This is a genomic window from Micromonospora sp. HK10, from assembly GCF_000982955.1.
In the GTDB taxonomy this organism is placed as follows: Bacteria; Actinomycetota; Actinomycetes; order Mycobacteriales; family Micromonosporaceae; genus Micromonospora.
Genome location: NZ_KQ058892.1, coordinates 36,951 through 55,979, shown reverse-complemented (window position 1 = coordinate 55,979; position 19,029 = coordinate 36,951). Strand labels below are relative to the sequence as shown.

Here is a 19,029-nt window from a genome sequence, read left to right as displayed (position 1 = left end):
CGTCCCCGGGGGCCCTCCTTCGGTGCGTGCTCAGCGGCCGGTGCAGCTGACCGTGGGCAGGCTGTTCGTGCCGGAGACGTTCGCGGTGAAGCCGAAGGTGGTGCTGCCCTCCGGCGAGATCGTCCCGTTGTACGCGGCGTTGTTGACCGTCACCGCCGAGCCGTTGGCACTCAGCTGGCCGTTCCAGAGCTGGGTGATGGTCTGACCATTGGCCCAGCTCCAGGTCGCCGTCCAGCCGGCGTACGTCCGGGTGCTGTGGTTCATGATCGTGACCTCGGCCTGGAAGCCGCCGCCCCACGCCGTGACCACCTTGTAGACCGCCATGCAGCTGTTGGTGCCCGGCGACGTGTTCGGGGTGCTCGGCGAGGTGCCGGGCGTGGTCGGCGTGGTGCCCGGGGTGGTCGGCGTGGTGCCGGGCGTGGTCGGCGTCGTACCCGGGGTGGTCGGCGTCGTGCCGCCGCTGCCGACCCCGGTCACCTCACCGTTGCCTCCGTCGAAGGTCACGTCCGAGCAGCCGAAGAAGTTCTCCTGGCTGTCCGAGCGCACCCAGCGCGAGTAGATGATGTGCCGGCCGCTCTTGTTCGACGGCAGCGTGCCGTTGAAGTAGTAGTGGCCGTCGTTGGTCCCCACCGCGCCGCTCTGCGGCGGGTTGGTGACGGTGAGGAACGGCTGGTCCTCCAGGTCGCTCCAGGCCAGCGGCCGGGTCGGGCTCCAACTGTCCTTGGTCACGTAGAAGTAGAAGGTGCCCGGGTGGTGGGCCCAGTTGCTGTAGTTGAACTCCATGGTGCGCCCGGCGGTCAGGTGGGTGAGCGGCCAGTCGGTGCGGGCCGCGTCGTAGCCGGTGAAGTTCGGGTTGCCGCCGCTGCACAGCTTGCCGTCGGGGATGAACCCGACGGTCCGGCCGCCCGCGTCGGAGCGCAGCACGCTGAACCAGTTGTACAGCGAGTTCGTCCCGCTCTCGGCGACCGCCGCCGCGCAGGCGGGGTTGTTGGGCCGGATGTCGCCCTGCGGGCTCAGCCCGTCCTTCCAGCACAGGTAGGTCCGGGAGCCCGGCTTCATTGCCGCGCCGTGCGCGGCGGCCGGGTCGGGATTGCTGGCCAGCGCGAAAACGCCCAGGGCCAGGGTGGCGACCGCGGTGAGCAGCGCGGCCATACGGGATCGGTGCACGGGTTTCTCCTGACTCGCGGGGCGCGACCGCACGGATCCGCCCCGCTGCGAGCAGCGGATGCGTCGATCGCGGTGCCACGCCCGACGGGCCCGGGAGTGCTGCCGGGCTGTCGGAGCGCGCGCACCGCCCCCGGTCCGTGCCACGGACCGGTGTGCCCTCGCGTCGGCTCGACCCGGCGGCCGGGCGGCGCGGCAGCCCCCGCGCCGGTCCGGCAAGCGCCATCCCATCACGTCCCGGCAGCGGAGGCAATAGCCGCCGGTCGATGAGGCCGTCTCGTCGCGCCGCCCCGGTGCGATACGCCAGGATCGGGGGGTACCAAGGACGGAAGGAGCCAGCATGGGATACGCGGTGGTGCTCGGCGAGGCGCTGGTCGACCTGCTCGACGACGAGTTCGACGGGCAGCCCGGCTACCGGCAGGCGATCGGCGGCGGGCCGCTCAACGTGGCCGTGGCGGTCGCCCGGCTCGGCGGCGACGTCCAGTTCGTCGGCTCGCTCGGCGATGACGCCTTGGCGGAGCGGATCCGCGCCTTCCTCACCGCCGCGGGCGTCGGGCTGGCCGGGGCGGTGACCGTGCCGGCCCCGACCGCGCTGGCCGTGGCCACCTTCGCCGGCCCCGAACCGGACTTCCGCTTCTACGGCGAGCCGCGCTCGTACGCCCAGCTCACCGCCGACGACCTGGATGTGGCCCTGGTCGAGGGCGCCGACGTGCTCTACTGCGGCTCGATCGTGCTGCTCGACCCGCCGGTGCTGGCCGCCGCCCGGCGGGCCTGGACGATCGCCGGAGCGCTGCGGGTGTTCGACCCGAACGTGCGGCCGCGGCTGCTGACCGGGCCGGACGCGCTGGACGGGCTGCGCGGGGTGGTCGCCGAGTTCGCCGCGAGCGCGCATCTGGTGAAGCTGAGCAGCGCCGACGCCCGGCTGCTCTACCCGGACGAGCCCGTCGAGGGGGTCGCCGCGTACCTGCGCGAATTGGGCGCGACAACCGTGGTGGTCACCCTCGGCGCGGACGGCGCCCTGGTCGCCGCCGCCGACGACGTGGTGCGGGTGCCCGCGCCGAAGGTCGACGCGGTGGACGCCACCGGCGCCGGGGATTCGGTGATGGGCGCGCTGATCGCCGACCTGCTCGCCGCCGGCGAGCCGGCCGAGCCGGCCGGCTGGCGGGACCGGGTCGCCTTCGCCCTGCGGGTCGCCGGCCTGGTCTGCGAGTCCCCCGGCGGCGCCACGGCCATGCCCACCCGCCCCGCCGTCCACTCCCGCTTCCCCACCTGACCCGCCCCCGGCCTTTGCCCCGCGCCTTCGCCGGTCAGGGCGTGGTGGTGGTTGACAGACAAGCAGCGGTTGCCGGTGGGGCGCCACAGCTCCATGACCGGTGCGGGGCGCGGGGTCAGCGGGGGCGGGTGAGGGTGAGGACGGCGGTGAGGGAGAGGGCGGCGGCGCCGGCCAGGACGACGGCCATCGGAAGGGCGCTGCCCTCGCCGCCGAGCCCGACCAGCGGCGCGGCGAGCGCGCCGACCACCGACTGGACGCCGCCCATCAGCGCGGCCGCCGTGCCGGCGTGCCGGGCGTGCGCGTCCAGCGCCAGCGCGGTGCTGTTCGGCATCACCATGCCCAGCGAGCCGACGAAGGCGAACAGCGCCACCGCCGTCACGGCGAGGCTGCCGGCGAGCGCGCCGGTGAGCACGCCGACCGCCGTGACCAGCCCGACCACGAGCGTGGTGACCAGCAGCCGACGCGGGCTGAACCGGTCGAGGAGCCGGGCGTTGAGCTGCCCGGTGGCCACCAGGGCCAGCGCGTTGACCCCGAACAGCACGCTGAACACCGCCGCCGAGACGCCGAAGACGTCCTGGAACACGAACGATGACCCGGAGATGTACGCGAACAGCCCGGCGAACGCGAAGCCCTGGGTCAGCGCGTACCCGAGGTAGACCCGGTCGACGGCCAGCGAGCGCATGGTTTGGGCGGTGCTGGCCAGGCCGCCGGTGCTGCGCCGCTGCGCCGGCAGGGTCTCCGGCAGGCGCAGCGCGACGGCGACGGCGAGCACCGCCCCGATGACGGCCAGGGTGAGGAAGACCGCCCGCCACGAGCCGAACCGGAGCACCAGGCTGCCCACGCTCGGCGCCGCCACCGGCGCCACGCCGAAGACCAGGGTGAGCCGGGAGAAGTACCTGGCGGCGTCGCGGCCGGAGTAGAGGTCCCGGACCACCGCGCGGGCCACCACCACGCCCATGCCGCCGGCCAGCCCCTGCGCGAAGCGGGCGGCGGCCAGCATCGGGGCGTTCGGCGCCGCGGCGCAGGCCAGCGCCAGCAGGGCGTACGCGGTGACGCCGATCAGCACCGGGCGGCGCCGGCCCCACCGGTCGCTGAGCGGGCCGGTGACCAGTTGACCCAGCGCCAGGCCGATCAGGCAGGTGGTCAGGGAGAGTTGGATGCCGGCCTGGTCGGCGCCGAGGTCGCGGGTCATCGCCGGGAACGCCGGCAGGTACATGTCCAGCGAGAGCGGGCCGATCGCGGTGAGGGTGCCGAGCAGCACCAGCAGCGTGACGCCACCACCGCGGGGGGACCGGTCGGCGGGCGGGCGCGCGGCGGTCCGCACGGTCTGGCTCACGAAGGTACCCCCTGGTTCTGGTGCGCTCCGGGTACCTTATCTCTGTAGTCAGAACTATTGCGATGTGAAGCAGGTGACTCCGGTGGCGACCCAGGAGGAGATCGCGCGGTTCGGGGCGGTGCTGGGCGAGGTGCACCGGCTGCTGCGCCGCAGGACGGTCGCCCGGGCCGACCGCGAGCCGTTGCCCGAGGCGCAGGTGGAGGTGCTCCTGCTCGTCCGGGGCGCGCCCGGAATCAGCGGCAAGGAGGCGGCCCGGCGCCTGGGCACCGCCCCGAACACGGTCAGCACGCTGGTCCGCGACCTCACCGACGCCGGTCTGCTGGCCCGCGACCGCGACCCCGCCGACCGGCGGGTGGTCCGACTGCGCATCACCGAGGCCGCCCGGGAGCGGATGGCCCACTACGAAATCCACCGCGCGGCGTTGCTCGCCGGGGCCCTGGCCGAACTGGATCCGCCGGTACGGGCGGCGATTCTGGCCGCCGCTCCGCACCTCGACGCGCTGCGCGACGCGCTGGCCGGGCCGGCCCGGCCGGAGGGGTCCGGGCCGGCCGCCGGGACGGCGGGAAATCCGCTGGCCGTCGCACCGCCCGGCACCGCATGATCCCGGGATGCTGCACCAGGACGAGATACCGGTGGACGAGGAGGTCGTCCGCGCGCTGCTGACCGAACAGCGCACCGAGTGGGCCGCGCTGCCGCTGACGCCCGCCGGCGGCGGGACCGACAACACCATGTACCGGCTCGGCAGCGACCTGCTGGTCCGGCTGCCGCGTACCGCGGGGAAGACCGCCGCCCTGCGCAAGGAACAGCTGTGGCTGCCCCGGCTGGCGCCGCTGCTGCCGTACCAGGTGCCGGAACCGTTGTACGCCGGCACGCCGGGCGCCGCCTTCCCGCTGCCGTGGTCGGTGCAGCGGTGGATACCCGGCGACGAGGTCCGGCCCGACACCGTCGCGGACTGGGCCGCGCTCGGCGCCGACCTGGCCGTGTTCGTCCGGCACCTGCACTCGGCCGACCTCCTCGGCGCGACCCGGGCGGGCGAGCTGAGCGGCTACCGCGGCGGCAGCCTGCGTCCCTGTGACACCTGGATCACCGCCGCGCTCGACGACTGCCGGACCCTGATCGGCGCGAACACGGACGTCGGCACGCTCCAGCGGTGGTGGCGCGAGGCCCTCACTCTGCCCGAGCCCACCGGCCCGTACGTCTGGCTGCACAGCGACCTCAAGCCCACCAACCTGCTGGTGCACGGTGGCCGGCTGCGGGCGGTCATCGACTTCGGCGGCCTGACTGTCGGCTGGCCGGACGCGGAGCACGCCCCGATCTGGGACCTCCCCCCAGCGGCCCGGCACGCCTACCGGGAAGCGCTCGGCCTGGACGACGTGACGTGGGCCCGCGCCCGTGCCTGGGCGCTCGGGGTGGCGGCCAGCGGCGTCTCCTACTACTGGCACACGTTCCCGGCGTTCGTCGCCGAGTGCCGCAACCGGCTCCGCGAGATCCTGGCCGACGCCGGCTGAGCCCGGCCCTCGCCGCCGGTCAGGCGGTGCCGTCGAGTTCGGCGTAACCGCGGCGGGCTGCGATCAGCCCCGGACGGGCCCCGAAGGGCGACTCGGCGGCCACCCGCTCGGGCGGAGCGTTGCCGGTGTGGCCGGCCCGGATCAGCCACGCCTGGTGGGCCAGCTGGGCGTGCTGGTCCCGGACGAAGTCGGCGTCGACGGGCTCGCCGTGCCCCGGCACCACCACCGTGCCCGGCGTGGTCAGCCGCAGCAGGTCGGCCACCGCGTCCGGCCACTGCAACGGGTACGACTCCTCGAAGGCCGGCGGCCCGCTCTGCTCCACCAGATCGCCGGCGACCAGCACGTCGGCATCCGGCACGTGCACCACCAGGTCGGCGTCGGTGTGCCCGTGCCCGGGGTGGCGCAGCACCACCCGACGGCCACCCACGTCGAGCACGGTCCCGGTGACCACCCCGTGGGTCGGCGCCAGCAGCTCGGTGTCGGCCAGCTCGGCGGCGAGCGCGGGCTGCTCGGCGCGCATCTCCTCGTACGCCGCCCGGCGCAGCGCGTCCGGATGGTCCCGGAGCACCAGGAGGGCCTGCTCGTGCGCGTACACCGGGCGGGGCGGGTCGGCGGCCAGGGTGGCGTTGCCGAAGCAGTGGTCGAAATGGTGGTGGGTGTTGACGATCGTCCACGGGTGCGGGGTGACCGCCCGGGCGGCCGTGGCCAGCTCCCGGGCCTGGCCGGCGGTGGAGAGCGTGTCCACCAGCAGGGCGGCCCCGTCGCCCACCACCAGCGTCACGTTGACCTGTAGCAGCGGGTCGCGCAGCACGTGCACCCGGTCGGCGACCTCGACGAACCGGGCCGTCATGACGCCCGCGCGGCGCGCTCGACGAACCGCTGGCGGTCGACCAGCGCCCGCTCGACCCGCCCATCGGCGACGGTCTCGTCGCCGTCGGTGACGGCCACCTCGAAGAGCAGCCGCCGGCCGTCGACCTCGGCGAGCCGGGCCTGCGCCACCACGGTCCGCCCGACCGGGGTGGCGGCGCGGTGCGCCAGCTCGACGCGGGTCCCGACGGTGGTCGCGCCGGGCGGCATCCGGGTCGCGGTGGCCGCCACCGTCGCCGCCTCCGCCAGCGCGACGACCCGGGGCGTACCGAGCACCGGCACGTCGCCCGAGCCCACCGCCTGCGCGGTGTCGGCGTCGGTGACGGTCAGCTCGACCCGGGCGGTCAGCCCCGGCGCGAAGGGCGGCTCCCGCTGCTCCTGCATGCCCCGAGCCTAGACGAGCCGGGGTGGGGACGTCCGGGCTCCGGGGCCGCCGGCCGGAGCACCGGTGGTCGCCGTCCGTCGATGCCTTCCGCGCCGTTAACCTTGACCGCGATGGCCGTCCAGACAGAATCCCAGCCCCCCGCCCCGACCAGCGTCCCCGCCGCGCCGGACGGCGGACGTCGCCGCGTCATCGCGATGGTGATCTGGGGGGTCGCCTTCGTGGCCGCCTGGCTCGCCATCGGCCTGCCCACCGACCCGGCGTACGCGTTCGTCTGGATCTGGGCCGGCACCATCGCCTGGCACTCCGCCCGGCCCTGGCGCAGCCACCTGCGCTTCGCCCGGGACTGGATCCCGGTGGTGCTGCTGCTGGCCGCGTACAACCTCTCCCGCGGCTTCGCCGATAACGGCGCGACCCCGCACGCGATGGAGCTGATCGTCGCCGACCGGTTCCTGGCCGGCTGGGCCACCGGCGGCGCGGTGCCCACGGTCTGGCTCCAGCAGCACCTCTACCGGCCCGAGGTGCACTGGTGGGACGTGCTGGTCAGCTGGATCTACTTCTCGCACTTCGTGGCGACGCTGGCCGCCGCCGCGGTGCTCTGGATGCGCAACCGGGCGAGCTGGGCGGCGTACATGCGCCGGTGGGGCTTCCTCTGCGCCGCCGGGCTGGTCACCTACTTCCTCTACCCGGCCGCCCCGCCCTGGTGGGCCGCCCAGAACGGACTGCTGACCGAGGTCGCCCGGATCTCCACCCGGGGGTGGAAGGAAGTCGGCATGCACGGCGCGGGCAACCTGCTCAACGCCGGGCAGGTGGCGTCCAACCCGGTGGCCGCGATGCCGTCCCTGCACACCGCCTTCGCGCTCTTCGTGGTGCTGTTCTTCCTGCCCGCGGTGCGCCGCCGGTGGTGGCCGCTGCTGCTCGCCTACCCGCTGGCGATGACCTTCACGCTGATCTACAGCGGCGAGCACTACCTGATCGACGTGCTGGTCGGCTGGGTGTACGTCGGGCTGACCTTCCTGGTCGTGGGCCTGGCCGAGCGGGCCTGGGCCGGTTACCGGTCCCGGCGCGCCGCGGCGCGGCCCCCGGCGGCGACCGCGCCGGCCGACGCCGGCCTCGCTGGGCCCGCCACCGAGCCGGTCCCGGCCGGGAGCGCACCGGCGGCACCGGCCCGGCCCACCGGCCCGGCCGGCAGCGCCACGGGTACCGGCCCGACCGGCAACGGCGGGCCGGGCCCGAACGGTGGCGCAGGGGTGGGCCCGGCCGGTGACGGCGGGGCGGGCCCGAACGGTGGCGCTTGGGTGGGCCCGGCCGGTGACGGCGGGGCGGTTCCGGACGGCCCGGTCACCAGCGACCCGTCCGCGGTGTCCGCCGAGCGCTGAGCGCCCGGCCCGGCTCAGCGCCGCCGGCCCCGGCCGTCGTGCCGGGCGGCGTGCGCCCGCGCTGTCAGCTCGGCCGCCAGCTCCCACGCCTCGCCGAGGTCCCGGTCCGGTGCGGCGGCGCCCGATCCGCCGGCGGTGTCCGCGTGCACGGTGGCCAGCCGTAGCCGCCGCTGGGCCGGACCCTGGGTCACCCGCACGCTCTGGATCCGGGCGTACGGCACCAGCGTCAGCCGGCGGGTGAGCAGCCCGGCCCGGGCGACGAACACCTGCTCGTCGAGGCCGGCGCCGACCGCCCGCCGGCTCAGCGGGCGCAGCCACCGGGCCCGGCGCGGCGGCGGCGTCGAGGGCAGCGCGTCCAGCCGCACGCCGGGCAGCACCTCCGCGACGACCAGCGCCGCGGTACCCGCGTCGCCGACCGGCAGCAGCCGGTCCGGCCGGTTCCGGTCGTCCGGCTCGGCGGCCGAGTAGCCGGCCACCTCCAGCCGCAGCCGCAGCCAGCCCTTCATCCGCCAGAGCAGCGGCCAGGTGACGCCGACCGTCTGCACCCGGTGCAACGGCACGGTCTGCACCCGGGTCTCCAGCAGCCCGTTGCGGACCCGCAGGGTGCCGTCCTCGCGGTCGAGCCGGAAGCCCCAGTCGTCGAGGACCCGACGGACCGGCTGGAGCAGGACGCCGGCCATCGCGGTGAGCGTGCTGGCCACCGCGATGAACGACCACGACCCCTCGGAGAGGAACTGCGCCACGACGAAGGCCACACCGAACGGCAGCAGGAACGCCTGCGGGGTGAGCAGCTGGCTGACCAGCAGGTCCGCGTTGCGTACCGTGTGCAGCCGGCGCCCGGCCGGGGCGGGCGGGGGCACCGGCGCGGCGCCGGCCGGGACGAGCGCCGGCGGGGTGTCGGCCGGGACGGGCTGCGGCGGCCGGCCGGCCACCGCGAGCAGCCGCTGGCGCAGCGCGGTCGCCTCGGCCACCGAGAGGTACGCCAGCGGCGCCTCGGTCTTGCCCCCGCCGACCACCTCCAGCCGCAGCTCGGCCAGCCCGGTGAGCTGGGCCAGCAGCGGCCGGACCACCTCCACGGCCTGCAACCGCTCCAGCGGGATCGCCCGGGTACGCCGCCAGAGCAGCCCTTCGTGCACCCGCAGCTCCCGGCCCACCACGTGGTAGCCGGTGTTCCACCAGCTGACGATGGAGAGCACGGTGGCGCCGAGCACGAAGATCACGACCAGCGCGGCGAACCACCCGAAGCCGACCCGGGACAGCGTGGACCAGGACAGACCGGCGATCACCACGACCAGGGACTTGGCCCCGTGCAGCACCGGGCTGAGTGGGTGCAGCCGGCGCCGCGGCTCCACCGGACCGCCCGGCGGCCCCGGGAACGGCGGCAGGCCCGCGCCCCCGGCGTACGGCACGCCGGGAAGCGGGCCGTACCCGGGTACTGGTGGCGGCGGACCGTACCCGGGCGGTGGCGCCGGCGGGCCGTATCCGGGTGCTGGCGCCGGCGGACCGTATCCGGGCGGTGGTGCCGGCGGGCCGTACCCGGGTGGTGGTGGCGTGGCGGGGTGGTAGCCGGGCGGTGGCGTCGGCGGGCCGTGTCCGGGCGGTGGTGGCCCGGCCGGGCCCGGTCCCGACGGGACCGGCGGCGCGTGCCCGGGCCCGGCCAGGGCTGGCCGTTCACGGCCGGCGGGGTGCGGGCCGGGCCGTCGTCGGCCGGCGGCGTCGCGGGTCCCGGCCCGGCCGGGCCCTGGCTCACAGCCCCTCCGCCCGGTCCTCGCCGAGCGCGGTGAGCCGGTCCCGCAGCCGGGCGGCCTCGGCCGGCCGCAGCCCCGGCACCCGAGCGTCGCTCGCCGCGGCGGCCGTGTGCAGTTGCACGGTGGCCAGGTCGAACGCCCGCTCCAACGGCCCCGCGGTGACGTCCACGAACTGCATCCGGGCGTACGGGACGATGGAGAGCCGCCGGACCAGCAGCCCGTGCCGGACCAGCAGGTCCTGCTCGCGTTCGGCGTAGCCCCAGGCGTGCACGGCCCGGACGATGGTGACGGTGCGCCAGCCGGCCAGCAGCAGCAGCACGCCGACGGCCAAGCCGAACAGCCAGTGGCCGGTGGTCGCCCAGCCCACCGCGAGCACCACCAGCGTCACCGCGAGCAGGATGCCGAGCCGGATCAGCTCCACCCAGATCAGGTCCCGGGAGATCGGCTGCCACCGGACGGTCGCCGGCCAGGGCTCCAGCGGGCCGGGCGGGGTGGGTGGCCGGCCGGCGAGGTCGTCGCTCACCGGGTTGGTCCGCTGCGCTCGATCACCCTTCGAGAGTAGGCGATCCGGGCAGCGCGACCACCTCGCGCAGGAAGCCCCGCGCGTCCAGGAAGCCGCCGAGGGACTCCCGATGGTCGGGACAGGCCAGCCAGGTCTTGCGCCGGTCGGGCTCGTGCAGGCGGGGATTGTTCCAGCGCAGCTCCCAGCGGGCGGGGGCACGACACCCTCGCGCGGAGCAGATCAACGCCTCGTCGGCGGGAGGGGGAGTGCTCACCGGGGCCAGTCTAGGGTCGCCACGCCGGGAGTTTTAGCGCCGGGCGGCCACGGGGGGAGCCGCCCGGCGACGGGATGAATCGTACACGCGGCGGACCCCCTGTTGTCCACCCGTGTTCGGGGTTTTCAGTGGCCGGTGACGACGCGGCGAAAATCGTCCCTCTCCCGCCCTCGGCTCTCAGCGAGGCATGACAGTCTTGGTACGCATCACATCGCGACGCCGACCAAGCTGTGGAGGACCGGTGGCCCAGCCGACCACGCCCGACGCTTCGACCCCGACCGAGGCGCTGCCGGAGGCGCCGCCGCCGGCGGTCAGCACCCCGGCCCAGGACGCCACGCTGCTGGAGCGGGCGCTGTTCGAGATCAAGCGGGTGATCGTCGGCCAGGACCGGATGGTCGAGCGGATGTTCGTCGCCCTGCTCGCCCGCGGGCACTGCCTGTTGGAGGGCGTGCCGGGCGTCGCCAAGACGCTGGCCGTGGAGACCCTGGCCAAGGTGGTCGGCGGCTCCTTCGCCCGGGTGCAGTTCACCCCCGACCTGGTGCCGGCCGACATCATGGGTACCCGGATCTACCGGCAGTCCAGCGAGAAGTTCGACGTCGAGCTGGGGCCGGTGTTCGTCAACTTCCTGCTCGCCGACGAGATCAACCGCGCCCCGGCGAAGGTGCAGTCGGCGTTGCTGGAGGTGATGAGCGAGCGCCAGGTGTCGATCGGCGGGGAGACCCACCGGGTGCCCGACCCGTTCCTGGTGATGGCCACCCAGAACCCGATCGAGCAGGAGGGCGTCTACCCGCTGCCGGAGGCGCAGCGGGACCGCTTCCTGATGAAGATCATGGTGGGTTACCCGACCGACGCCGAGGAGCGGGAGATCGTCTACCGGATGGGCGTCGCCGCGCCGGAACCGGCCCGGGTCTTCGACACCCCGGACCTCATCGCGCTGCAGCACAAGGCCGACCAGGTCTTCGTGCACAACGCGCTGGTCGACTACGCGGTCCGGCTGGTGCTGGCCACCCGGGCGCCGGCCGAGCACGGCATGCCCGACGTCGCCCAGCTCATCCAGTACGGCGCCAGCCCGCGCGCCTCGCTCGGCCTGGTCCGGGCCACCCGGGCGTTGGCCCTGCTGCGCGGCCGGGACTACGCGCTGCCCCAGGACGTGCAGGACATCGCCCCGGACATCCTGCGCCACCGGCTGGTGCTCAGCTACGACGCGCTCGCCGACGACGTGCCGGCCGATCACATCGTGCACCGGGTGATGTCGACCATCCCGCTGCCGGCGGTCGCCCCGCGGCAGCAGGCCACCCCGCCGCCACCGGCCGTGCCGAACGGCGCCGGCTGGCCCGGGCAGCGGCCGTGACCCCACCCACCCGAGTGCCGGCCAGCGGCGACCGTTCCGGCGCCGTGCTGTCCCGGCTGCAGTTGCTGGTCACCCGCAAGCTCGACGGGTTGCTCCAGGGCGACTACGCCGGGCTGCTGCCCGGGCCGGGCAGCGAGGCGGGGGAGTCCCGCGAGTACCGCCCCGGCGACGACGTACGCCGGATGGACTGGCCGGTGACCGCGCGGACCACCATGCCGCACGTGCGGCGGACGGTGGCCGACCGGGAGCTGGAGACCTGGCTCGCGGTGGACCTGTCGGCGAGCCTGGACTTCGGCACCGGCCAGTGGCTCAAGCGGGACGTCGTGGTGGCCGCGGCGGCGGCCCTGGTGCATCTGACGGTCCGGGGCGGCAACCGGATCGGCGCGGTGGTCGGCACCGGCGCCCCGGTGCCGGCGCGCACCGGCCGGTGGCGCGGCGCACCACCGGCCACCGGGCCGGGGACGCTGGTCCGGCTGCCCGCCCGGGCCGGCCGCAAGGAGGCGCAGGGCCTGTTGCGGGCCATCGCCGGCACCGAGATCCGCCCCGGGCGCGGCGACCTCGGCGCGCTGGTGGACATGCTGAACCGGCCACCGCGGCGGCGGGGCGTGGCCGTGGTGATCTCCGATTTCCTCGCGCCGCCGCAGCAGTGGTCGCGACCGGTCCGTAAGCTGCGGGTCCGGCACGACGTGCTGGCGATCGAGGTGGTCGACCCGCGCGAGCTGGAGCTGCCCGACGTGGGGGTGTTGCCGGTGGTCGACCCGGAGACGGGCGAGCTGCACGAGGTGCAGACCGCCGACCCGGGCCTGCGCCGCCGGTACGCCGACGCGGCGGCCGCCCAGCGCGCCGCGATCGCCGCCGAGCTGCGTGGCGCCGGCGCCGGGCACCTGCGACTGCGTACCGACCGAGACTGGCTGCTGGACATGGTGCGATTCGTGGCCGCGCAGCGGCACGCCCGCACCCGGGGGACGACGCGATGATCCGTTTTCTGCAACCGTGGTGGCTGCTGGCCGTGCTGCCGGTGCTCGCGCTGGCCGCCGCGTACGTCTGGCGGCAGCTGCACCGCCGGGCGTACGCGATGCGGTTCACCAACGTGGACCTGCTGCGCACCCTCGCGCCGAAGGGGTTGGGCTGGCGGCGGCACGTGGCGGCTACCGCCTTCCTGCTCTGCCTGCTGGTGCTGGCCACCGCGCTGGCCCGGCCGGCGGTGGACACCAAGGAACCCCTCGAACGGGCGACGGTGATGCTGGCCATCGACGTGTCGCTGTCGATGCAGGCCGACGACGTCGCGCCGAACCGGCTGGAGGCCGCCCAGGAGGCGGCCAAGCAGTTCGTCGGGGAGCTGCCGGAGAGCTACAACCTCGGGCTGGTGTCGTTCGCGAAGTCGGCGAACGTGCTGGTGCCGCCGACCAAGGACCGGGGTGCGGTGACCACCGCCATCGACGGCCTGGTGCTGGCCGAGGCGACGGCCACCGGGGAGGCGGTCTTCACCTGTCTGGAGGCGATCCGGTCGGTGCCGGCGGACGGCGCGGCCGGCGTCCCGCCGGCCCGGATCGTGCTGCTCTCCGACGGGTACCGGACGGCGGGGCGGTCGGTGGAGGAGGCGGCCGCGGCGGCGCAGGCGGCGAACGTCCCGGTCTCGACCATCGCGTTCGGCACCGACTCGGGTCAGGTGGACATCGGCGGCCAGCTCCAGCGGGTGCCGGTGGACCGGATGGCGCTGTCGCAGCTCGCGGAGACCACCCAGGGCTACTTCTACGAGGCGGCGTCGGTGAGCGAGCTGAAGCGGGTCTACCAGGACATGGGCAGCTCGATCGGGTTCCGCACCGAGCCGCGGGAGGTCACCCAGTGGTACGCGGGGCTGGCGCTGCTCCTCGCGCTCTGCGCGGGCGCGCTGAGCCTGGTCTGGTCGTCCCGCCTGATCTGAGGCGGGCCGGGCCGGCCCGGCCGGCGGCGGTCAGTGACCGCCGCCGGCCAGCACGAAGAGGACGGCCACCCAGACGGCGGCGAGGGTGAAGCCCAGCGGGGCGACGTAACGGCTCATGGGACAGCTCCGTGGCGACGAGACGGTCCGGGCGGCGCGGGCCGGACCGCGGGGGTGGCTCAGGGCGTACGCACACGAAGTCGTGACCGGGGTGCTCCGCCGGCGGGTCGCGCAGCATGCCGCCCCGGCCGGCAGGCCGAGGAGGCGGGCAACGCGGAGGCGGAAAGCGGGTCAGCTCGCCTGACTGAGTCGCGGCTCAGCAGGGCTGACGATCGGCCCGGCCACGACTGGGAGGATCGCTATCTCGCACAGCGATCACCTCCTGCGGTCGGCGGGTCCGAGGGCGGGCGGTCGATCGCCCGCAAACGCGATCATCGTACACCCGGGGCGCGGCGGGCACGCACTCGGCCGAGTGGCCCGGGCGCACCCACCGACCGGGCCGGCCGCGGGGCCGACGACCGGCCGGGCCGGCGCCGCATCGCCAGCAGGACCGCCGCGAAGACCGGCAGCCAGCAGAGCCGGGCCAGCACCCAGACCAGGTCGTGCGGCGCGGTGTGCAGGCCGGGCAGCGGATGGCCGGCGTGGGCGGTCAGCGCCGTCACCCCGACCAGCACCGGCTGGTGGCTCAGGTAGACGCCTATGGCGGACCGGTTGAGCGCCGCCACCGCCCGGGCCGGACGCGGGCGTCGCAGCAGCCGGGCCAGCGCCGGACGCAGCAGCAGGGCCAGCCCCACCTGGGTGACGGCCAGGGCCACCGCCACGAGGGACGGTGGGCTGAGGTTCGACATCGCCGCGCCGGGGACGCCGACCGCGCTGACCGGGTAGCCGAGCGTGACCAGCGCGGCCAGCGCCACCGCGCCGGTACCGGCCAGCACCGCCCCGGCCCGCCGGCCGACCAGCCGGCCGTCGGCGTGGGCCAGGCCGAGCAGCCAGGGCACGCACCAGGCGGCCAGGAGTGCGACCGGCAGGCGCCCCGGCACGGCCGGCAGCAGCCGGGCGGCCAGATCGGCCGCGGCGACCAGGGCCACCGCCGGGGCCACGCAACGCCACGGCCCCCACCGGCGTACGGCGGCACGCAGCGGCACGATCAGCGCGGAGAGGGCGACCAGCGGGAGCAGGAACCACAGTGGGCTGATCGCGAGGTGGAGCGCCACGGCGAGGGTGGCGTCCGGGGTACCCGTGACGATCGCGGCGAGCAGCACGGCGGCGCCGATGCCGAGCAACGCGAGGGTGGGCAGGACCAACCGGCCCATCCGCCGGGCCCACCAGCGCGCCGCGCCGCCCGGACCGCCCGCCAGGGAACGGGCGGCGGCGTACCCGGAGACGAAGAAGAACAGCCCGAGGGTCTGCAGCAGCCAGGTGACCGGCGCCAGCCCCGGCAGGGCGACCAGCGGGCTCGCCACGTGCAGCGTGCCGTCGGCGTCCAGCACCAGCGCGGTGACCAGCCAGTGCCCGAGCACCACACCGCCGATCGCGTACGCCCGCAGCGCGTCGATCACCCGGTCCCGGCCGTTCACCGGGCCACCCCCCGGGCGCCGGCACCGTCCAGCACCACCGACGCCACCGCGGCTGTCGTGGCGCTGCCGGCGGTCAGGTAGTCGTCGTGGCCGGCCACCCCGGTCACCGGCAGGGACCGCGCGCCGAAGGCCGGGTCGCCGGGCCGGCGGCCGTGACCGAGCCCGAGCAGCCGGACCTGGGGCACCCGCCGGATCCAGTCCGTCGGCGCCTCCGCCGCCCACACCCGTACCGGGCCCAGGTCGGTGGCGCGGTCCACGCCGAGCCCGATGCCACCCAGCGCCACCACGTCGGTGACCTGCGCCGGGGCGTCGTGTGCGGCGAGACCGGCGACCAACGCGCCGTAGCTGTGTCCGACCAGGACGATGTGTGCCCGCGGGCGGCGCTCCGACAGCTCCCGCAACTCCGCGCGCAGCCCGGTCGCGCCGCGCCGGGCGGCGGCCGAGCCGGCGGCCGAGGCCACCGTGCCCGGCGGGTCGTAGCCGAGCCAGGCGAGCACGGCGACCCGCGCGCCGGGCGCGGCGGCGTGCACCGCCCGGTACACCTCGGCCGCCTGCCGGGCCGGCGCACGGCGCGCGACCCCGCCCAGGCCGCGGTCGAAGTCGCGCAGCGTGCTGCCCACTCCCGGCACCAGCACCACGATCCGGTCGGCGGTGGCCAGGTCGCCGAGGACCTCGACGGCGAGACCGTCGCCGCGGGGCTCGAAGGCCAGGAACCGCCGGCCCGCCGCGGCCCATCCGTCGTACGGCGCCCCGGCCGCCCGCAGTCGGCCGTCCACCACCGGGTACGCCTCCAGGTACGCCACCGGCGCCAGCGGACCGGGCCGGGCCGGTGCCAGCAGGCCGAAGCCGAGCAGCGCGGCCAGCGCCATCCGGGCGGGTCGAGTCCAGTGCATCGTGCTGCCTCCTCCGCGAGTTCCCGGCGGAAGAATGCGGTGCGGAGCGGCCGCAGATCGTCACTCCACGGGACGGTTCCCGGCGTGCTACCCGGGAGCTACTCCCCGGCGGCGACCAGACCCGTCTCGTACGCGACGACCACCGCCTGGGCGCGGTCGCGGAGCTGGAGCTTGGCCAGGATCCGCCCGACGTGGGTCTTTACGGTCTGCTCGGCGACCACCAGGTCGGCGGCGATCTCCGTGTTCGAGCGGCCCCGGGCGATCAGCCGCAGCACGTCCGTCTCGCGCGGGGTGAGCGCGGCCAGGTCGGTCGGGCGGGGCCGGCGGTGCGCCGGCCGGGCCGCGAACTCGGCGATCAGCCGGCGGGTCACCGCCGGGGCGAGCAGCGCGTCACCGGCCGCGACCACCCGTACCGCCTGCACCAGGTCGGCGGCGGGCGCGTCCTTGAGCAGGAAGCCGCTGGCGCCGGCGCGCAGCGCCTCGTACACGTAGTCGTCCAGGTCGAAGGTGGTCAGGATGAGCACCCGGGGCCGGTCGGTGCGGCGGTCGCCGAGCAGTTGCCGGGTCGCCGCGAGCCCGTCCAGCACCGGCATCCGGACGTCCATCAGCACCACGTCCGGGTCGAGCCGGCGGGCCGCCGCGACGGCCGCCGCGCCGTCCGCGGCGTCGCCGACCACGAGCAGGTCCGGCTGGGCGGCCAGCAGCGCGCCGAACCCCTGCCGGACCATCGCCTGGTCGTCGGCGATCAGCACCCGGATCATCGCGTCGGGTCCTCCGTTCCCAGCGGCAGTTCGGCGGTGACGGCGAAACCGTCGGTGGTCCGTCCGGCGCTGAACGTACCGCCCAGCAGCCGGGCCCGTTCCCGCATGCCGGTCAGCCCGTGCCCGCTGGTCGACGGCGCGGGCGCGGGCGCCGCCGGCCCGCCGGTGTCGCGTACCGCGATCGCCAGCAACCCGTCGCGCTCCCGCAGCCGGACGGTCACCGCCGCGCCCGGCGCGTGCCGCGCCGCGTTCGCCAGCGCCTCCTGCACGATCCGGTAGGCGGCCAGCCCGACCGCGTCCGGCGCGGCCGGCGGCGTGCCGTCCAGCCGGACCGCCATGCCGGCGCGCTCCGCGGCGGCCACCAGGTCCGGCACGTCCGCCATACCGGGCTGCGGCGCGGTCGCGGCCGGGTCGGCGTCGCTGCGCAGCACCCCGAGCAGCCGGCGCAGCTCGGTCAGCGTCTCGCGGGCCGAGCCGGCGATGTCGAGGAACTCGGTCCGCGCCGCGTCGGGCAGTGGGCCGACCCGGTACGGGGCGGTCTCCGCCTGCACGGCGATCATCGACATGTGGTGTGCCACGACGTCGTGCATCTCGCGGGCGATCCGGGTGCGCTCCTCCAGCACCGCCCGCCGGGCCTGTTCCAGCTCGCTCCGCTCCGCCTGCTCGGCCAGCGCCCGCCGGGCGTGCACGTTGCGCCGCACCAGGTCGCCGAGGATGAGCAGCACCACGAACAGCAGGCTGACGCCGACCTGGTTGGGCCGCGGCACGAAGATCCAGACCGGGAGCAGGCTGAACAGCCCGAGCCAGGCCAGCACGCCCCGGTCGACCCGGGCGGCCACCACGGCCAGCACGACGATCATGACAATGACCTGGCTGGGGCTCCACGGCCAGTCCTCGGTCGGCGACACGTTGAACGTGCCGAAGAACGCGCCGACGAACATGACCCGCCAGGCCGCCAGCGGCCGGGCCGGCAGGAACGGCAGCGGCGCCACGGTGAGCGCGGCGAGCAGCCAGGCGGTGCCGGTCGCCAGCTTCCGGTCGTCGAGCAGGTACTGCGCGGTGATCAGGGTGAACGCGAGCAGGATCAGCAGCGCCACCGCCGGAGCGGCGAGGGCGAGCCGGGGCCAGCGGCGCAACGACGGCCGGATCGGCGGGTAGTCGGGGCCGGCCCAGAGGCGCCGCAGCGCGGCCAGGCCGGCGCGGACGGGACGGAGGTCCATCCCTCGCAGGCTAGTGCGGTGACCCCGGCCCGTCGTGCCACCGTGGGGGGACCCGGCCTGCCCTACCTGGGTATGACCCGCGGTTAGCGATTACCTACCGGTAACCCCTAGGCTCGCCAGCGACCGAGAGATCAGCAGAGCAGAGGGGGAACCGTGGCCCGTACCGTGCTGGTGACCGGCGGAAACCGGGGCATCGGCCTGGCCATCGCGCAGGCCTTCGCCAAGCAGGGCGACCGGGTGGCGGTGACCCACCGCAGCGGCGACGCTCCGGAAGGGCTGTTCGGGGTGCGCTGTGACGTGACCGACGCCGAGTCGGTCGACGCCGCCTTCGCCGCGATCGAGGCCGAGCTGGGTCCGGTGGAGGTGCTGGTGGCCAACGCGGGCATCACCGACGACACGCTGATCATGCGGATGTCCGAGGAGCAGTTCACCCGGGTGCTCGACACCAACCTCACCGGCGCGTTCCGCTGCGCCAAGCGGGCCTCGACGAAGATGCTCCGGGCCCGGTGGGGTCGGATGATCTTCGTCTCCTCGGTGGTCGGCCTCTCCGGCGGCGCCGGGCAGGTCAACTACGCGGCCAGCAAGGCCGGCCTGGTCGGCGTGGCCCGCTCGATCACCCGCGAACTGGGCAGCCGCAACATCACCGCGAACGTGGTGGCGCCCGGCTTCATCGACACCGACATGACCGCCGGGCTGCCCGAGGAGCGCAAGGCGGAGATCCGCAAGTCGATCCCGGCGGGCCGGATGGCCAGCGCCGACGAGGTCGCCGCCGTGGTCACCTGGCTCGCCTCGGACGCGGCCGGCTACGTCTCCGGCGCCGTCATCCCGGTCGACGGCGGCCTGGGCATGGGTCACTGAGAGAGAGCACGGAGG

The 19,029-nt window shown here is 75.6% G+C and carries 18 protein-coding genes and 1 pseudogene; 8 read left to right on the top strand and 11 right to left on the bottom strand.

The annotated features are described in order from the left end of the window. Positions 1-30 precede the first annotated feature (30 nt). The gene (locus LQ51_RS28400) at positions 31-1,152 is read right to left on the bottom strand and encodes a lytic polysaccharide monooxygenase (RefSeq protein ID WP_046571001.1); all 1,122 of its coding nucleotides are present in this window, start codon (positions 1,150-1,152) and stop codon (positions 31-33) included. Positions 1,153-1,504: 352 nt separating this feature from the next. Between LQ51_RS28400 and LQ51_RS28395 the strand changes: the two genes are divergently transcribed. Further along, a complete protein-coding gene (locus tag LQ51_RS28395) occupies positions 1,505-2,437 on the top strand; it encodes a carbohydrate kinase family protein (RefSeq protein WP_046570999.1) in 933 nt (310 codons plus the stop codon). 115 nt (positions 2,438-2,552) lie between these two features. Here LQ51_RS28395 and LQ51_RS28390 read toward each other — a convergent pair whose 3' ends face one another. Continuing rightward, on the bottom strand, positions 2,553-3,773 hold the full coding sequence (locus LQ51_RS28390; RefSeq protein ID WP_046570997.1) for a multidrug effflux MFS transporter: 1,221 nt from the start codon (positions 3,771-3,773) through the stop codon (positions 2,553-2,555). 82 nt (positions 3,774-3,855) lie between these two features. Here LQ51_RS28390 and LQ51_RS28385 point away from each other — a divergent pair, with 82 nt between their 5' ends. Together LQ51_RS28385 and LQ51_RS28380 are read left to right on the top strand one after the other, a co-directional pair. Beyond that, complete coding sequence (locus LQ51_RS28385; RefSeq protein WP_046571019.1) at positions 3,856-4,374, top strand: MarR family winged helix-turn-helix transcriptional regulator; 519 nt, start codon at positions 3,856-3,858, stop codon at positions 4,372-4,374. 7 nt (positions 4,375-4,381) lie between these two features. After that, the gene (locus LQ51_RS28380; RefSeq protein WP_046570996.1) at positions 4,382-5,281 is read left to right on the top strand and encodes an aminoglycoside phosphotransferase family protein; all 900 of its coding nucleotides are present in this window, start codon (positions 4,382-4,384) and stop codon (positions 5,279-5,281) included. 19 nt (positions 5,282-5,300) lie between these two features. Here the strand turns inward: LQ51_RS28380 and LQ51_RS28375 are convergent, their stop codons facing one another. Next, a complete protein-coding gene (locus tag LQ51_RS28375; protein WP_046570994.1) occupies positions 5,301-6,131 on the bottom strand; it encodes an MBL fold metallo-hydrolase in 831 nt (276 codons plus the stop codon). Then, positions 6,128-6,532 carry a thioesterase family protein gene (locus LQ51_RS28370; protein WP_046570992.1) on the bottom strand — a complete coding sequence of 135 codons (405 nt, stop codon included), beginning with the start codon at positions 6,530-6,532 and terminating at the stop codon, positions 6,128-6,130. Before LQ51_RS28370 ends, LQ51_RS28375 begins: the two co-directional genes overlap by 4 nt. Before the next feature lie 111 nt (positions 6,533-6,643). On the opposite strand from LQ51_RS28370, the pseudogene LQ51_RS28365 reads away from it, so the two are divergent. Beyond that, a pseudogene (locus LQ51_RS28365) lies at positions 6,644-7,711 on the top strand (phosphatase PAP2 family protein); the annotation flags it as partial. Between the two features lie 212 nt (positions 7,712-7,923). On the opposite strand, the gene LQ51_RS28360 reads toward LQ51_RS28365, so the two are convergent. From LQ51_RS28360 to LQ51_RS32465, 3 genes are all read right to left on the bottom strand, one after another. Next, positions 7,924-9,318 carry a PH domain-containing protein gene (locus LQ51_RS28360; RefSeq protein WP_369799905.1) on the bottom strand — a complete coding sequence of 465 codons (1,395 nt, stop codon included), beginning with the start codon at positions 9,316-9,318 and terminating at the stop codon, positions 7,924-7,926. Between the two features lie 337 nt (positions 9,319-9,655). After that, positions 9,656-10,180 carry a PH domain-containing protein gene (locus tag LQ51_RS28355; protein ID WP_046570990.1) on the bottom strand — a complete coding sequence of 175 codons (525 nt, stop codon included), beginning with the start codon at positions 10,178-10,180 and terminating at the stop codon, positions 9,656-9,658. 22 nt (positions 10,181-10,202) lie between these two features. Continuing rightward, a complete protein-coding gene (locus LQ51_RS32465; RefSeq protein ID WP_082159702.1) occupies positions 10,203-10,433 on the bottom strand; it encodes a hypothetical protein in 231 nt (76 codons plus the stop codon). Between the two features lie 241 nt (positions 10,434-10,674). Between LQ51_RS32465 and LQ51_RS28350 the strand changes: the two genes are divergently transcribed. From LQ51_RS28350 to LQ51_RS28340, 3 genes are read left to right on the top strand one after another with little or no spacing between them, the layout of a single operon-like run. Further along, positions 10,675-11,784, top strand: a complete 1,110-nt coding sequence (locus LQ51_RS28350) for an AAA family ATPase (RefSeq protein ID WP_046570989.1) — start codon at positions 10,675-10,677, stop codon at positions 11,782-11,784. Beyond that, positions 11,763-12,761, top strand: a complete 999-nt coding sequence (locus LQ51_RS28345; RefSeq protein ID WP_197087942.1) for a DUF58 domain-containing protein — start codon at positions 11,763-11,765, stop codon at positions 12,759-12,761. The genes LQ51_RS28350 and LQ51_RS28345 overlap by 22 nt, the downstream gene beginning before the upstream one ends. After that, complete coding sequence (locus LQ51_RS28340; RefSeq protein ID WP_046570985.1) at positions 12,758-13,708, top strand: VWA domain-containing protein; 951 nt, start codon at positions 12,758-12,760, stop codon at positions 13,706-13,708. Before LQ51_RS28345 ends, LQ51_RS28340 begins: the two co-directional genes overlap by 4 nt. Before the next feature lie 428 nt (positions 13,709-14,136). Here LQ51_RS28340 and LQ51_RS28335 read toward each other — a convergent pair whose 3' ends face one another. The 4 genes from LQ51_RS28335 to LQ51_RS28320 form a co-directional block, all read right to left on the bottom strand. Next, positions 14,137-15,282 (bottom strand): acyltransferase family protein, encoded by a 1,146-nt coding sequence (locus tag LQ51_RS28335; protein WP_046570984.1) that lies wholly within the window; start codon positions 15,280-15,282, stop codon positions 14,137-14,139. Then, a complete protein-coding gene (locus LQ51_RS28330; RefSeq protein ID WP_052745093.1) occupies positions 15,279-16,175 on the bottom strand; it encodes an alpha/beta hydrolase in 897 nt (298 codons plus the stop codon). The genes LQ51_RS28335 and LQ51_RS28330 overlap by 4 nt, the downstream gene beginning before the upstream one ends. 98 nt (positions 16,176-16,273) lie before the next feature. After that, positions 16,274-16,936, bottom strand: a complete 663-nt coding sequence (locus LQ51_RS28325; protein WP_046570983.1) for a response regulator — start codon at positions 16,934-16,936, stop codon at positions 16,274-16,276. Next, the gene (locus tag LQ51_RS28320; protein WP_052745092.1) at positions 16,933-18,156 is read right to left on the bottom strand and encodes a sensor histidine kinase; all 1,224 of its coding nucleotides are present in this window, start codon (positions 18,154-18,156) and stop codon (positions 16,933-16,935) included. Before LQ51_RS28320 ends, LQ51_RS28325 begins: the two co-directional genes overlap by 4 nt. A gap of 153 nt (positions 18,157-18,309) precedes the next feature. On the opposite strand from LQ51_RS28320, the gene fabG reads away from it, so the two are divergent. Then, positions 18,310-19,014: a 3-oxoacyl-ACP reductase FabG gene (gene fabG, locus LQ51_RS28315; protein ID WP_046570982.1), complete on the top strand. Its 705-nt coding sequence runs from the start codon at positions 18,310-18,312 to the stop codon at positions 19,012-19,014. Positions 19,015-19,029: the final 15 nt, after the last annotated feature.